14 protein-coding genes are annotated in these 14,328 nt (G+C 66.3%); 2 read left to right on the top strand and 12 right to left on the bottom strand.

Going from position 1 to position 14,328, the window contains the following annotated elements:
• Positions 1-203 precede the first annotated feature (203 nt).
• Together SH602x_RS13820 and SH602x_RS13825 are read left to right on the top strand one after the other, a co-directional pair.
• Positions 204-1,289, top strand: a complete 1,086-nt coding sequence (locus tag SH602x_RS13820; RefSeq protein ID WP_479472865.1) for an energy-coupling factor transporter transmembrane component T family protein — start codon at positions 204-206, stop codon at positions 1,287-1,289.
• Between the two features lie 33 nt (positions 1,290-1,322).
• The gene (locus tag SH602x_RS13825; protein WP_479472866.1) at positions 1,323-2,123 is read left to right on the top strand and encodes a hypothetical protein; all 801 of its coding nucleotides are present in this window, start codon (positions 1,323-1,325) and stop codon (positions 2,121-2,123) included.
• Between the two features lie 37 nt (positions 2,124-2,160).
• Here the strand turns inward: SH602x_RS13825 and SH602x_RS13830 are convergent, their stop codons facing one another.
• From SH602x_RS13830 to SH602x_RS13885, 12 genes are all read right to left on the bottom strand, one after another.
• Positions 2,161-3,042, bottom strand: coding sequence for a thiazole synthase (locus SH602x_RS13830; RefSeq protein WP_479472867.1), 882 nt, complete (start codon positions 3,040-3,042; stop codon positions 2,161-2,163).
• Positions 3,043-3,121: 79 nt separating this feature from the next.
• Positions 3,122-3,322: a sulfur carrier protein ThiS gene (gene thiS, locus SH602x_RS13835; protein ID WP_479472868.1), complete on the bottom strand. Its 201-nt coding sequence runs from the start codon at positions 3,320-3,322 to the stop codon at positions 3,122-3,124.
• Between the two features lie 78 nt (positions 3,323-3,400).
• Positions 3,401-3,976 (bottom strand): hypothetical protein, encoded by a 576-nt coding sequence (locus tag SH602x_RS13840; RefSeq protein ID WP_479472869.1) that lies wholly within the window; start codon positions 3,974-3,976, stop codon positions 3,401-3,403.
• A 137-nt stretch (positions 3,977-4,113) separates the two neighbouring features.
• Positions 4,114-4,458 (bottom strand): type II toxin-antitoxin system PemK/MazF family toxin, encoded by a 345-nt coding sequence (locus SH602x_RS13845; RefSeq protein ID WP_479472870.1) that lies wholly within the window; start codon positions 4,456-4,458, stop codon positions 4,114-4,116.
• The gene (locus SH602x_RS13850) at positions 4,455-4,733 is read right to left on the bottom strand and encodes a hypothetical protein (protein ID WP_479472871.1); all 279 of its coding nucleotides are present in this window, start codon (positions 4,731-4,733) and stop codon (positions 4,455-4,457) included. Before SH602x_RS13850 ends, SH602x_RS13845 begins: the two co-directional genes overlap by 4 nt.
• A gap of 32 nt (positions 4,734-4,765) precedes the next feature.
• On the bottom strand, positions 4,766-6,145 hold the full coding sequence (locus SH602x_RS13855) for a DUF1552 domain-containing protein (protein ID WP_479472872.1): 1,380 nt from the start codon (positions 6,143-6,145) through the stop codon (positions 4,766-4,768).
• Positions 6,142-8,475 (bottom strand): DUF1592 domain-containing protein, encoded by a 2,334-nt coding sequence (locus SH602x_RS13860; protein WP_479472873.1) that lies wholly within the window; start codon positions 8,473-8,475, stop codon positions 6,142-6,144. Before SH602x_RS13860 ends, SH602x_RS13855 begins: the two co-directional genes overlap by 4 nt.
• Positions 8,476-8,678: 203 nt before the next feature.
• The gene (locus tag SH602x_RS13865; RefSeq protein WP_479472874.1) at positions 8,679-9,302 is read right to left on the bottom strand and encodes an HD domain-containing protein; all 624 of its coding nucleotides are present in this window, start codon (positions 9,300-9,302) and stop codon (positions 8,679-8,681) included.
• Positions 9,299-11,584, bottom strand: coding sequence for a glycosyl hydrolase (locus SH602x_RS13870; protein ID WP_479472875.1), 2,286 nt, complete (start codon positions 11,582-11,584; stop codon positions 9,299-9,301). Before SH602x_RS13870 ends, SH602x_RS13865 begins: the two co-directional genes overlap by 4 nt.
• 185 nt (positions 11,585-11,769) lie before the next feature.
• Positions 11,770-12,327 (bottom strand): dihydrofolate reductase family protein, encoded by a 558-nt coding sequence (locus SH602x_RS13875; protein ID WP_479472876.1) that lies wholly within the window; start codon positions 12,325-12,327, stop codon positions 11,770-11,772.
• Positions 12,328-12,372: 45 nt separating this feature from the next.
• Positions 12,373-12,828, bottom strand: coding sequence for an amidohydrolase (locus SH602x_RS13880; protein ID WP_479472877.1), 456 nt, complete (start codon positions 12,826-12,828; stop codon positions 12,373-12,375).
• Positions 12,829-12,853: 25 nt separating this feature from the next.
• Positions 12,854-14,110: a hypothetical protein gene (locus SH602x_RS13885; RefSeq protein WP_479472878.1), complete on the bottom strand. Its 1,257-nt coding sequence runs from the start codon at positions 14,108-14,110 to the stop codon at positions 12,854-12,856.
• Positions 14,111-14,328: the final 218 nt, after the last annotated feature.

Below are 14,328 nucleotides of genomic sequence, written 5' to 3' on the forward strand. Positions count from 1 at the left end.
ATCGGAATTCCGGTGGGGAAAGCGCTTCCGGGCGGTTGGATTCATTCTCGCTGCGGACGAGAATATCGCTCGCGGATCGGCGAATGACTGGCGGCGATCGGATCGCCGCGAAGCCTGCCGCCCGTCGCTCCTGCCGAGCCGCTTCCTCCCGGCTGCCGGTTTCGTCTGCCCGTTCCTCGGTCGTCTGCCTGCGAGAACGCTGCGTGATCGAATTTCGATGCAGCAAGTGCGATGGCGTAGTGCGCGCCCCGGAAGCCCATGCGGGCAAGAAGGGGCGTTGTCCCACGTGCCAGGAGGTCGTCCCGATTCCGGAGAAGTCGGAACGACTGGAGCCGGTCGAGTTTCCGTGCGAAAAGTGCGGACACGGAATGAAGGCGCCGGGGAAGTTCGTCGGGCGCCAGGGGAAGTGCGCGAAGTGCGGTCACCTGATGACGATCCCCGCGGAATCCGTTCCGCATGGCGGGCCGCTTCCGGTGGCGAAGCCGGTCGCCAGGGCGCCGAGCGCAGCGCCGACGAATACCGTGCAGGCGAAGCCCGTCCAGGCGACGCCCGTGCAGCCGGCGGTCGCGAAGCCCGCTCAGCCGGCGACTCCGAAGCCTGCTCAGCCGGCAGCAGCTAAACCGTCGCAAGGCGCCGCCGCTCCCAATCCGTTCGCGCAGCCCCAAGCCGCGGCGCCGAATCCCTTCGCCCAACCGCATGCCGCGGCGCCGGGTCCTGCCGCCCGGCCCCTTCCGGTCGCCCAGCCTCAGCCGAACGCGTTCGCGCAGCCGCAGGCCGCGGCGAAACCGCGTCCGGTCGTACCTGCGAGCGATCCGTTCGCGGACCTCGGCAACCTCGGGGCTCCGGCGATGGCGCCGATGCCGATGCCGATGTCGCCGGCGATGCCTGCTCACGGCGCTTATGCGGCGCCCGCGCACTACGGGGTGCCTCGTCCGAGCGGCGGCTCGGCCGACGTGCCGGGCATCATCAGCATGATCCTCGGGATCGTGAGCATTCTGCTGATGATGGGGGGATGCGTTTTGAGCTGCATCCCGATCATCGGCGGCCTGTTCAATCTCCTGGCGTTCCTCACTTCCGCGGGCGGCCTGATCACGGGTTTCTTCGGCAAGTCCGGATTTCGCGTGGCGGGCATCATCATGAACGCGATCGTGCTGTTCCTCCTCGTGATGCTGTTCGTGATCGGCATCATCCTCGTGCTGACCGTCGGGCTCTCGGAACTCGGCAACCAGGGGATGCAGCCCGATCCGTGGGCGGACTCCTACGAGCCGGACTTCGGCAACGACTTCTGAGCGTCATGCTTCGCACGCAGAGGGAGACGAGTCATGTCGGCTCCTGACGACGAGGAAGTCGGCGCTTCGTCGGGCGAACCGACTTCGTCGAGCGGCGACGAGTCGGGGGAGGCAGCCACCGTTCCTGACGCGGCGAGCGCCGGCGAAGCGAGCGTTCCCCAGGAGGTCGCAGCGGCGCCGGAACCGCCCCGACCGTTCGTCGTCCGGTGTGCAGCCTGCGGCGCGGAGACGACGGTCACGACCGATCAGGCGGGAAAGCGCGGACGCTGCGGCGTCTGCGGCGGAACGTTCCTGATCCTGCCGCCGCCCGGGTTCGGTCCGCTGCCTGCGACAGACGCCGAGGCGCCGGAGCTTCCGCCGTTCGACGGCCCGCCCCATCGGGCGCAGAAGGTTCTGGGTTTCGGCTTGGCGGCGATGCTCGCCCTGGCGCTGGCCGTGGTCTTCACCTCCTGCTGTCCCTACGTGCCCGTCGATCTGGTCGGCGTCGGGATCGGGATCGCGGCGTTCGTAATGGGACGCCGCGACCTGAAGGCGATGGATCGCGGCGCGATGGACCCTGCGGGAAGGGAGAAGACCCGCCTCGGCTACGCGCTCGGCATCTGCGCCGCGGCGATGGGCCTGTTCCTTGTCGTGCTGCGGTTCGCGATTTTCGCGATCGTGATCGCCGCGATGCTGACGACCGCGGCGTTCAAGCCCGCTCCTCCGGGAGGCTTCGTTCCGCCTCCGCCGCCGACCACGGTTCCGCAGCCGACGACTTCGAGCGAGGACGCGTCGAAAGAAGACGCGTCGAACGAGCCGGTCGTGCCGCCTGATGTTCAGGGGCTGGACCGCTGACCCGATCGCCACGTCGCATGTCTTCAGGAAGGCGTCGTCAGGAGGGGTAGGGCTTCGACGCGACGACGCCCGCTTCGGGACTGCTGGCCGAGGCGTAGAGACGCTTCGGGATGCGTCCTGCCAGGAAGCTGTCGCGACCGGCCATGGCGGCCAGCCGCATCGCTCTCGCCATGCGCAGCGGATCGCGGGCATGCGCGATCGCCGTATTGAGCAGCACGCCGTCGACGCCCAGTTCCATCGCCGCGGCGACGTCGCTCGCGGCGCCGACGCCGGCGTCGACGATCACGGGATAGTCGGGGTCGTCCGCCTTCAGGTATTCCAGAATGATCCGCAGGTTGTTCGGATTCAGGATGCCCTGGCCCGAGCCGATCGGACTTCCCGCCGGCATCACCGCGGCGACGCCGAGATCCTTGAGGCGCCGGGCGACGACCGGATCGTCGCTGGTGTAGCAAAGCACCTTGAACCCTTCGGCCACGAGTTCCTTCGCCGCGGCGAGCGTCTCGACGGGATCGGGAAGAAGGGTCTTGGCGTCGCCGAGCGCTTCCAGCTTGACCCAGTCCGCGACGGACGGATCGAGTTGCCGCAGGATCTCCCGCCCCATCTTGGCGACGCGCACGACGTCCCGCGCGTTATAGCAGCCCGCCGTGTTCGGCAGCAGCTTGAAGCGTTCCGGGTCGAGGAAGTCGAGGATGTTCCGTCCCTGGCGGTCGTGCTGGCGTTCGCGCCGCACGGCGACCGTGACGCAGTCGGCGCCGGAGAGTTCGATCGCCTTCCGCATCACGTCGAAATCGTCGTAGCGACCGGTGCCGACGATGAGCCGGCTCTGCAGCACGTAGGGGCCGATCCTGAGCGGCACCTCTTCGAGCGCAGGCGCGGCCGTCAGCGACGGAAGATCGGAATCGGCGACGCGAGAATGCATGAGCGACAGCGGCGACGGAATGGCAAGGCGACGGAGGAGCGCGCGGCGGCGAGGTTTCGAAGCCCGAGCGCCGAACGAATCAGCCGCCGCCGACGAAGGTGACGATTTCCACTTCGTCGTTCTCGGAGAGCGGCGTTTCGGCCAGACGTTCGCGGGGCGTGAGCGACGCGTTGAGTTCGACGGCGATCGGACGACCTTCGAGGCCGCGCTCCTGCACCAGCCAAGCGAGCGTGGCGCCAGGCGAGACTTCGACGGTCTCGCCGTTGACGAGGATTTTCATTCCGGGCAGTCGCCTTCCGAATCACCGAACCGACGAGGAACCGCGATTGCGCTTTCGGCTCCGTGCGCGACGTGACCGCTACTTGCGGATCGCCGCCTTGCGTCCCTGGAACATGCCGATGCGCAGGAACGTCGCCTGCTGCGGCGCGCCCTGGGCCGAAAGCGTGCGATCCCAGGGAATGACGTAGGCGGCGACGCGGCCCGTGTTGGAATCCGCGACGTAGACGATGCTGTTAGCGAAGGTCGCCTGACCGCCAGGTCCCCGCATCTCGGCCTGGCCGGTGACCATCGCGTACGACGGGGACTTGCCCGCTTCCGACTGCAGGTCGGCGGCGACGTTGTAGGGGCCGTACTGCGCGCCGAACTGGCCGACGCGGGGATAGTAAACCCAGGCGTACAGGTCGCCGGTCAGGAAGTCGAGGGCGTAGACCGCCTCCGATTCGCCGTCGACGGGACCCGTCGACATGGCGAACGATTCGCCCGAAGAGGAGCCGAGCGCCCTCAGCGGCATGCCCTGAAACATCGGGCCGTCCGACGGGTCGACCGTGCGGTCGCCGCCGGCGGTCAGGCCGATCGCAAGTCCGATCGCAAGCGCGAGACCGGGCACGAAGCCGGTCAGCATCCAGAGCCACGGACGAAGCAAGCGACGTTTCATCTTTGAAACACCTGCCGAGCGAGCGGAAGAGAAGAGGGACGCCAGAATCGACGCCCCGATTCGATTCTAGGGAGCCCGCCCCGCCGTCGCAAGCGCAGGAGGCGTAAGCAGCTCGCGCCGCACGCAACCGGCGAACGTCAGGCTTCGTCGTACGGTTCGCAGTCGGCCTGAAAAACGTATCCGAGCGCTTTCACGATATCGCGGTAAGCGAGATCGTCGAGTTTGGCGACGGGGCCGTCGAGGATCTCCCGGTCGATGAGTTGCACTGCCTCGCACCGGGCGACCGTCGGACGCGTGAAACAGTACTCGCCGGCGGCGAAAGAAACGCAGTTCGGGAACGTCGATCGCTTCTCGATCTGCTGCGAGGTACAGAGGACGGCGACGACGTCCCGCCCTCGGTTGAGTCGCTCGCGCGATACAACGATCGCGAAATGCCTGCCCGCTTCCTCCAGATCGGCGACGTAGATCTCCCCCGGATTCATTCGTCGTCCGGCGCTCCTTCCTCAAGACGCCTGACGATCGCTCGGCGCCCGACTCGCTTCCAGGCCCGGTTGACGATTTCTTCTTCGATCTCGTCGTGGAGCCTATCGCTGGGCGTGCGGTTCTTCAGGTGGTCTTCGACCAGCGTCGCCACCAGCCGTACGAACCGACTTTGCTGCATGAGGACGAGACGATCGTCCGATTCGGGCAGGCGAACCGAAACCGGTTCGCCTTCGTCGACGGCTCGCCTTTGCTCTTTCGTTAGCTCAAGCGACATGGGGTTTCTTAGAAGGGCGTGCCTTCCGTTCCTTAGCCTTCCAGGCCCTTCAGCGGACCCGTGCCGTCGCTGAATTCCGAACCGGCGACGCCCATGCGATTCATCGTCGAGACGTAGAGGTTGCAGAGCGGCGTGTCGCGGTCGTAGACGAGGTGACGGCCCGTCTTGATCGTACCGTTCGCCCCGCCGACCTGCAGGATGGGCAGATCCTCGTGGTTGTGGCGATCGCCGTCGGAGAGGCCCGATCCGTAGACCAGCAGCGAATGATCCAGGAGCGAGCCGTCTCCTTCCCGCGTCTCCTGCAGCTTGCCGATGAAGCGGGCGAAGAGATCGATGTGGAAGCGATTGATCTTGGAGATCTTCGTCTGCTTCTCGTCGCTGCGACCGTGATGGGAAAGGTTGTGGTGGCCGTCGCCGATGTCGAGGTTCTTGTAGCTCCGGTTGCTGCCGGCGTTGGCGTACATGAAGGTGACCACCCGCGTGCTGTCGGTCTTCCAGGCCAGCACGATCAGGTCGAGCAACTGTGCGATATGCTCTTCGTACTCGCGCGGCACGCCCTTGGGCCGGGGATAGTCCGACAGGTCTTCGGCGATGTCGACCAGCTTGTCGGGCGAGGCGATGCGGCGTTCGACGTCGCGCACGGCATAGAGATACTCTTCCAGCTTCTGACGATCCTTCGCGCCGAGATCCTTCTGCAGCGACGCCGCATCTTCGCGGACGAAGTCCAGCACGCTCTTGCGGCGCTCCGTCACGGCTGCGCGGGTCTTGGCGAAGTCCTTCGGATCGCCGGCGCCGAACAGGCGTTCGAAGACGGCGGCGGGATCGTTCTCCTTCGCGACGGGCGAGGTCGGCGTCCGCCATGCCAGGTTCGACACGTAGGCGCAGCTATACCCCGAATCGCAGCGTCCCGCCTGCGAGCTGCCCTCGCTGCCGAGTTCGAGCGAGGGGAGCCGCGTCGCGCTGCCGACCCGTTCGGCGATGACCTGGTCGATCGAGGCGCCGTTGAAGATGTCGGCGCCGTCGGTCTTCTTCGGATGAGCGCCGGTCAGGAACGACGCCGCGGCGCGAGCGTGATCGCCCGGTCCGTCGCCGAGGGCGCGACCGCCGTTCAGCGTCAGCCCGGTCAGGACGTTGACGTGGCTCTTGTACTTTTCCAGCGGCTCGAGAGTCTTCGGCAGCTTCGTCAGCGCCCCTTCGTTCTCGGGCCGCCAGTCCTGCATGTGCATGCCGTTGGGCACGAAGAAGTAACCGACGCGCAGCGGGTGGCGGCTGACCGCCTCGGCCGCGAAGAGCGAGCGCGCTCCGCGGGGAAGCATCGCCTCCAGCAGCGGCAGACCGATCGCGACGCCGGCGGCGCCTCGCAGAACCGTTCGTCGAGAGAGTTGCCGGGGTGATACTCGATTGGCGCTCATGGGGTTCCTTCTCCTCGGCGTTTCTGGAACGGGTCGCTTTTCACGACGCCGAGCACGATCGCTCCGACGCGTGCATCTTCGGCGACAGCCTGACGATAGATCTCGTCGATCGAGCACTGGTCGTAATATTCTACCCCTCTGCCGAGGGAATACGTCAGCATCTTCTCGATCATGCAGCGGAGGAACGCCTCGCGCTGCGACTTGGCGAGGATCTTCTGCAACTCGACGGCGTTCCCGAAGGATTCGCCCGACGGCAATTCCGCCTGGGCGACGATCGTCAGGCCTTCGTCCTCGGTTCTCCAGCGGCCGCTGGCGTCGTAGTTCTCCAGCGCGAAGCCGAGCGGGTCCATCTTTTCGTGGCAGGTCGCGCAGTTCGGATTCGAGCGATGCTGCTCCATCCGTTCCCGCAGCGTTCCCTTGAGTTCCGTCTGGCGTTCCAGCGTCGGAACGTCGGGCGCGGGCGGGGGCGGGGGCGAGTTGAGCAGGTTTTCGAGAATCCACTTGCCGCGCTTCACGGGCGAAGTGCGCGACGGGTTGCTGGTGACGGTCAGCACGCTCGCCTGCGTGAGCAGGCCGCCGCGACCGTACTGGGCGACGTCCATCCGGCGGAATTCGTCCCCCTTCACGTCGGGGATGCCGTAGTGCTCGGCCAGTTCCTCGTTGACGTAGGTGTAGTCCGCGGACAGGAGGTCGGTCGCGGGACGGTCTTCGCGGAAGATCGATTCGACGAACAGACGCGTCTCTTCCTTCATCGACTTCTTCAGCTCTTCGTCAAAGCCGGGGAAAAGGTCGTTGTCCAGGCTCATCTCGTCGAGCGGTCGCAGGTTGAGCCACTGGAACGCGAACTGTTCGACGAGCGCGTCGGCCTTGGGATCGGCCAGCATCCGGCGGACCTGTTTGTCGAGGTTGTCCCCCTTCCGCAGCGTCCCCTGGAACGCGTGGTACAGCAGCTCGTCGTCCGGCATCGAACTCCAGAGGAAGTACGACAGGTTGACCGCCATCTCGTAATCGTTGAGCGTTCGCGTCTCCCCCGGCGCCGCCGGCTGTTCCAGCTTGTACAGGAAGTGGGGGGAGACCAGGATCGCCTGCATGGCCAGACGCACGCCGGCCTCGAACGAACCTTCGCGTTCGGCTTCCGCCAGGCAGAGCTGCGCCAGGCGACGCAGTTCGTTCTCCGCTACGGGACGGCGATAGGCCCGGCTGGCGAGTCGACGCAGTACCTGCGCCGCCGCCTGGACGTCAGTCAGTTCCTTGCCGGGCCGCACGAAGAGGATCTTCGCGTGCGAGTCCGGAAGCTTCGCCGGCATCGCCGGTTCGAGCGTGACGAGTTCGGCGCCCAGCACATGCAGGTTGCGATCGTGCGATTTGCCGTCGGCGCCCTTCTCTTCGTAGAAGTCGTTGGAGAAGCCGATCGTGACGCGGAACTTTCCGGCAGGCGCCGCCCACTGCTTGGAGTAATAGTCCGGCGCGTCTTCCTCCGCCTTCACGGAGAAGTTGGCGAAATCGCGGTCGGCGACCTTCACCTCCAGCTTCGGCGCTTCTTCGCCGGCCTGATCGCCGTAAGCGCGAAAGCGAAGTTCGTACTTCCCCTTCGCGGGAATCTCGAATTCGTAGCTGGCGCTTCCGGAGGAGGCGAAGACGATGCCGCCGTCGTCGCGGCGCGAGCCTCCCTTGCCGCGAAAGTCCTTGCCGGGAACGCGGACGACGGGCGTTCCGGGCGCAAGCGGAACGGCGATCGCCCGTTCGGAGATATCCTGCGCGGCGGAGAGGTACTTCTCGAGCAGCAGCGGCGGCAGCGACAGGACGTCGCCGATGTTGTCGAATCCGTAGCCGACGTCGTCGCCCGGGAAATCGTCGGCAGGCTGATAATCGACGCCGACCAGATCGCGAACGGTGTTCTTGTACTCGGTCCGGTTCAGCCGCCGAATCGTGACCGAGCCCGGATTGGGATCGCCCGAGCAGTCGATCCGCTGGGCCGCTTCGTGCATCAGTTCCATCATCGTCATCCGCTCGTCGGATGACGGTTGCAACCCGTCCTCGGGCGGCATCTCTTCCTTGCGCAGCGCGTCGACGGCGCGCATGAAGAGCTTGCGGTCCTTCAGAATCGATTCGGCGTCGTCGTACTTGGCGAAGTTGACGCCCGCGGTCGATTCGGCCTCCGAGTGGCAGTCGACGCAGTAGGCCTTCACCAGCGGAAAGAGCTTCTCGCTCAGACGCTTCTCGAACGCGGCGTCCGCGTCGGCGGCGAAGGTCGGACCGGCAGCGCAGGCGAAGCCTGCCAGCGCGCAGGCGCCTACGATCAGCGGAAAGTTCGTCGTCCGGACGAGCATGCAGGATTTCGGGCAGGCGGGGGAGATGCGATCGGATCGCGGCGGGACCCACGCAGAGCTACGCTTCAACACCGACCGGGCGGCCGAGTCGCGGAGTAACTCCCCGTGCGGGCCCCTGATTCTAACGTCGGAGGCGGCCCCCGGCAAAGCAGGAATCAGGCGTAGCCGCCGCCCTACTTAGATGATCCGGGCAAGCGGATGCGTTACGGATTCTCTGCCGCGGACCCCGGGAAATCGCGGCAGACGCGGGCGATCGCGTCGTTCAGCCGCATAAAAGTCGTCGCGTCGGCGTCGCGTTCCGCGGAGGCGTGGAACGATTGAGCGTCGATTCCGGCCTCTCGGGCGTAAAGCGCCGCCTGCCAGGCCATTTCGGTCCGATCGATTCCGCGGACGAATTTGGCCTCGGGCGACTCCTGGCGCTCGTACGTTTCCCAGAGATCGAGCCACCGCTGGCCGTTCGGCAGAGATCTGCAGAGGGCGACCATCGCCGACCGTTCGCGCTCGATTTTCTCGGACCGCGGGCAGTCGCTCGGGGTCAGGTCGCCGACGACCGTTTCGGCCAGATCGTGGACGATCGCCATTTCGAGAACCGTCGCCCGATCGAGCGAATCGTCGGCGAGCATCGCCGCGAACAGCACGACGTAGAAGGCGTGGTCGGCGACGCTCTCGCAGTTCTGCGGCTCGACGCCCGCTCGCAACCAACCGGTCCGCTTCGTCGTCTTCAGAGCGAGCAGTTGCTTCAGGCCGGCGAGCCGCTGCGCGTCGAGGTTTCGATAGGGAGCAGGACCGTCGCCCTCGCTCGCTTCGCGTTCCGCGGCGTCGCTCACGAAGCAGGCTTTCGCAGCGACTTCGTCTCGCCCGGTTCGACGGTCAACTTCGTGCCGTCGGAGAAGGTGACCGTGCGGGCAGAGGGAGCCGGATTCGATGCGGCGTAGGTGCGAACGTCGTTCTTGAGGAACACCGCGTGCCAGGGCCAGTCGGCGGTCAGCGAAGCGTCGACGCGGCCCAGATCGGAGAGCGACGCGATCCAGTGAGCCAGGTTCGCCGCGGAGTTCCCTGCCTCGAGCGCGGGAGCAGGACCGGCCGCCTGGTACTGTCCCCGCGCATCGTCGGCGTCAGAGAGCGCGCGGTACATCCAGATGACGTCCTGCCAGGCGCTCCAGTCGGCTCCGCCGTTCTCGGAAAGGAGCGCCTGATAGTTCTTCTCCGCGTAGTCGGGCACGCGACCGAGATAGAGCGATCCCGCATGGACGGGAAGCCAGTTGATGCCGTGGATCATCTCCGGATCGCCGGAGAACCACGTTCCGTTCGCTCCTTTACCGCCCCACACCATGGTGACCACGGAGGGGCGATAAGCGGTCGGATGATTGCGATTGCGGACGTCGAACCAGTACTCCTCGATCGCCGTCGCCTCGGTCGTGAAGAGCCAGGCGCCGAGATCGCGAAGTTCGCGATTTCCTGTCGCTTCGCCCCATAGCATCAGGCCGTACCACGCGTTCATCGCTTCCGACGACGACTCGTTGTTGTTGCCGTCGCCGAACTTGGCGTGTCCCGACGCCCAGGTATGTCCGGCGTAGGGATCGAAGTTTCGCAGGAACGGAAAGAGCGGGTCCTCTCGATCCGTCGAGGCGACGTCGCGAATCAGCAGCTTGACCATGCCGCCCCACGCCGACTCTTCCGCCCAGGCTCGATCATGCCGCGCGACTTCGCCGGCCGCGCGGAGGAAATAACCGTAGTGAAAGTGATGGTCGTTGAGGTCGGCGTCGGAGCCGTAACTGGCCGGGTAGCCGATCAGCGTCCCCCAGCGCTCGTCGTAGCGAAAGAGGGCCTTGTCTTTCTCGCCGGCGGCCAACCACTCTTCCAGTCGACGCTTCAGCCGTGCGACCGCTTCGTCGGCGATCTGCTCTTCGCCGAAGGCCTCCGCGATCGGAACGACGGTCGCCAGCTTGCCGAGGTCCTTGCCCTCCCAGTAAGTATCCTTCGTCGGCGATTCGGGGATCGCCAGTTCCTGCCGCAGCAGCTTCGCCATGCGGAGCGCGTCGGCGCTCTCCGTCCGGGGCAAGGCAAGCAGCGCGCCGGGGAACGCTCGTCGCGTGCGGAAGCCGGTCCCTTCGACCAGCGGCATCGGACCGCGGACGGAGGCGTAAGCCTGACCGGTCAACGCCGCGCGGAGCGACTCGTCGGACGGCGCCTCGTCGAGGTAATGCGCCTGATGCGGATAGATCGCGAAGAGCGTCTTCGCTTCGGAGCCTTCGAGCGATTCGAGGTCGTAGCGGAACTCGGTCGCGACCTCGCCCGTCGCGTCGTCGTACGACCAGGCGACGCGGGTATCCTTCGGTCGGACGTGTGCGTACCGGGCGAAGCGGGCGAGCGTTTCGGGCGCGTCGTCCGGCAGCACGGCGACGGCGAAGTAATCCCTCGGCGAATCGAGCGTCAGCGTCGCGTCATCGGCGCGAGTCCACTTCGATCCGGCCGGACCGAACAGACCGTAATGCCGGCCCGAGATGGTGACGCCCAGAACGGCGGAGTTCTCTGACGACCAGACCTTCGGAGGCGCGGGGAAGCGAATCGTTCCCTGACCGCCGCTGGCGGTCGCATAGACGTAGGGCGAACCATGCCCGTAGAGCACGTCCAGCCGCGCATCGTTCTGCTCGAAGCGGAGCGTCACGAACCAGTCGCTGAAATCCGCGACCTTCGCGGCGGCGAACTTCTCGCAGGCGCTGTGTCCGATGGTCAGATCGTCGGGCCGGTTCGGCTCCATGAAGCCGAAGATGGCGGAGTCGTTCGCGTGGATCGACGGACCCGGGTAATAGATACGGAGTCCGCCGGGCTCGGCCTGCACAGCGAGCGGGTGGGGATACTGCCGCTCGGAGAAGGGCATCCACGCCGCGCTGCTCCACCAGTCGTTCGTCGGCATCGGGCCGGTCAGCGAATCGACGCGGGAGATCTCCGCAGGCGGACGAACCGTTCCAGTCGGAAACGACGAGGCGTACGAGCCGGCGCCGACGGCGACGATCTCGTCCGCCGATACGGTCCCGACGAAGACGAAGGCGGCGGAAGCCAGCGACAGGACGACGCTCGCGCGGAGGCCCAGCGATCGAAGATTCATGCGTAGCCGAAACGAGAAACGTGCGAGAAGCGTCGACGAAGCGACGGGCGGTCGCGAGAGGAGTGGTCACGACCCGGCGCCGGCGTTACCGCGAGCCGGCCGCGACGCCCCGCCAGTTTAGTCAGCCGACCGGCGATCGGCGTCGGAAACCGTCGCCGCGGCCGCTGGCGACGGCGCGCGGAGGGTCATTCCTTTGGCACGTACCGCTGCGCCACGGCGCCCGAGGCGAACTCCCGCCGGCTGACGAGCTTCAGGTCGACGTACTTCGACAGCCCCGCAAACAGCGTCGGCCCATGCCCGGCCAGCCGGGGATGGACGACGAACTCGTATTCGTCGATCAGTCCCAGTTCCGCAAGCGTCAGCGGGAGCGTCACGCCTCCGACGAACAGTCTCTTGCCCGGCTCCCGCTTGAGTCGTTGAACGGCCTCGCCCAGGTCGCCGCGCAGGAGTTCCGCGTTCCAGTCGACCCGGTCGAGGGTATTCGATACGACGTACTTCTTCGCCGCGTCGATCGTCCGGGCGAAGGGAATCATCCAGTCGGCCATCCATTCGGGCATCGCTCCCGTCGCCGACGGGCGCCAGGCCGACTCCATCATCTCGTAGGTGACGCGGCCGAAGAGCAGGGCATCGGCCTCTGCGAGCTGCTCGGCCCAGTAACGATGCAGCTCGTCGTCCGTCGAGCCTGCCCGATGATCGCAGCAGCCGTCCAGCGTGACGTTGATGGAGTATCGAAGGGGTCGCAACGGACGCTCCCGAATCGGGCGAACGATCAATCGGACGCGGAGTCTTCAATCCGACGCATGGCCATCGTCGTCGGAGGACTCCTCCGGGGAATCGTCCGCCGGGCCGACGCTTTCGACCGGCTGTTTCGGCGCGGCCGCCTGATTCAGCGCCGCGACCTCGTCGAGCAGCTCGCCGATCCGCCGGACCGCGGCGACGAGCGAAGTGCGAGACATCTGGAAGCTGGTGTGGCCGGAGATCTCCGGCTGAACCTCTTCCCACAGCTCGGTCGCCTTACGGAGTTTGGCGTACTTCTTCTTCGCGAGCTTGAAGAGCGTCGGCCAGTCGCGGTTCTCCCGCGGAGCGCCGAGCGCGTGCATGTAGTCGTAGAGCGTCCGGTGGACGTCGCACAGATCCTCGTCCTCTTCCGCCTCTTCCGAATGCTTCAGGAACGTGCGCACCATCCAGACGTGTGCGATCTGCTCGTCCAGCGCGAGGGCGATACGTTCCAGCGGATCGGACATGGCGACGCTCTCTTCGGTCCCGGCGTTACCGGGACTCCCCCAGCGCTCGTTCGAACCGCTCGCGGCCCGTCAGCGGCTCGTCGTCCTTGGGCAGGTCACGATCGTCCGAAGGCTTGTCGCCGCCGCCGTGACCATGCGGCTTGCCGGGCCGGGGGGCGAACCAGAGGACGGCCACGGCGCCGATGACGACCAGCGCGAGGCTCGCGAAGAACAGCACGTTCAGGTCGGGCCGGTCGCCGCGCAGGTAAGCGGGTACGAGCGTGGCGAAGGTGTTCACCACGGGCGCCATGCCGAAGATCAGCGGCATCACGAAGATCGGTTTGCCGCCGAACGTGAACGCCAGAATGATGCCGAGCGCTCCGATCGCGCCTGCCGCGCCGGCGCCGAGCGACCAGACCGTTCCTGGGAAGGTCCAGGCGCCCTGTTCGCCGACCGTCTGCAGATACAGAACGGGCGGAACGACCGCGATCGCGAAGTAGGCGAGGCCCACGCACAGCAGCGGACGCAGCCGGCTGCCGGCCATAAAGCTCTGACCCTTATGCAGGACGGGTCCGTACGCCCCCCAGCAGAGTGCGGTCAGTCCGATGGAGAGCAGCACCAGTGCGAACTGGCTCGCGGTCATCTTCGGCTTGGCGTTCTCCTTCGCGATGTAGGCCTGATAAATGGCCCAGTCGTCCTGGTTCTCGCGAAGCCGGTCGAGCGTTTCGTATTTGGTGTCCGTCTCTTCGGATTTGCCGGACGTTTCGACGACTCGACGGATCCGGATCTCGCCGTCGTCGGCGACGGTGACGCGCGGGTCGTGGTTGACCGTCGGTTTGAAGTACATCACCCCCGCGGCGCCGAGAGCGACCAGCAGGATGGCCGCATAGAACATCGGCCCCGACTCGCGAAAGCTTCGCGTGAGGATCGCGTTGACGATGGTGTTGACGACCGGGGCGCCGCCGAAGACCAGCGGCATGACGTAGACCGGACTGCCGCCGAACTTGAACGCCAGAATGATTCCGAGCGCTCCGACGGCGCCTGCGATTCCGGATCCCAGCGACCAGAGGGCGCCCGACATCGTCCAATGCCCCTTCTCCCCCCTCGTGAAGAGGACGGCGAGCGGAGCGATCACGGCGATCACGAAGTAGGCGATGCCGACGCAGACGAACGGTCGAAGACTGCTGTACTGATGATTCGCGTCGACCATGGCGTGCTGGCCCTGATGCAGGACCGGGCCGTACAGCCCCCAGCACAGAAACGTGAGCGCGACGAAGATCAGCGAAAGCGCGAACGATTTCATGGCCGGGCGGGTAGAGGGTCGAAGGCGCGAACGGGAACCGAAATCGGCTCTTGCTCGCTAGTCGCCGGCGAAAGCAGGGCCGCCGGCGACGGACGTACTGTACGGCGGTCGCGACGGCGTCGCAAGTTGCGCTGGTTTCGGGCTTTCGGGCAAAACTTGACGAATGGGTGAGGGCCTCCGACGTCGCCGAATCGGCAGGGTCGGCCTGAATGGACTGA

This window comes from Lignipirellula cremea (genome assembly GCF_056501455.1).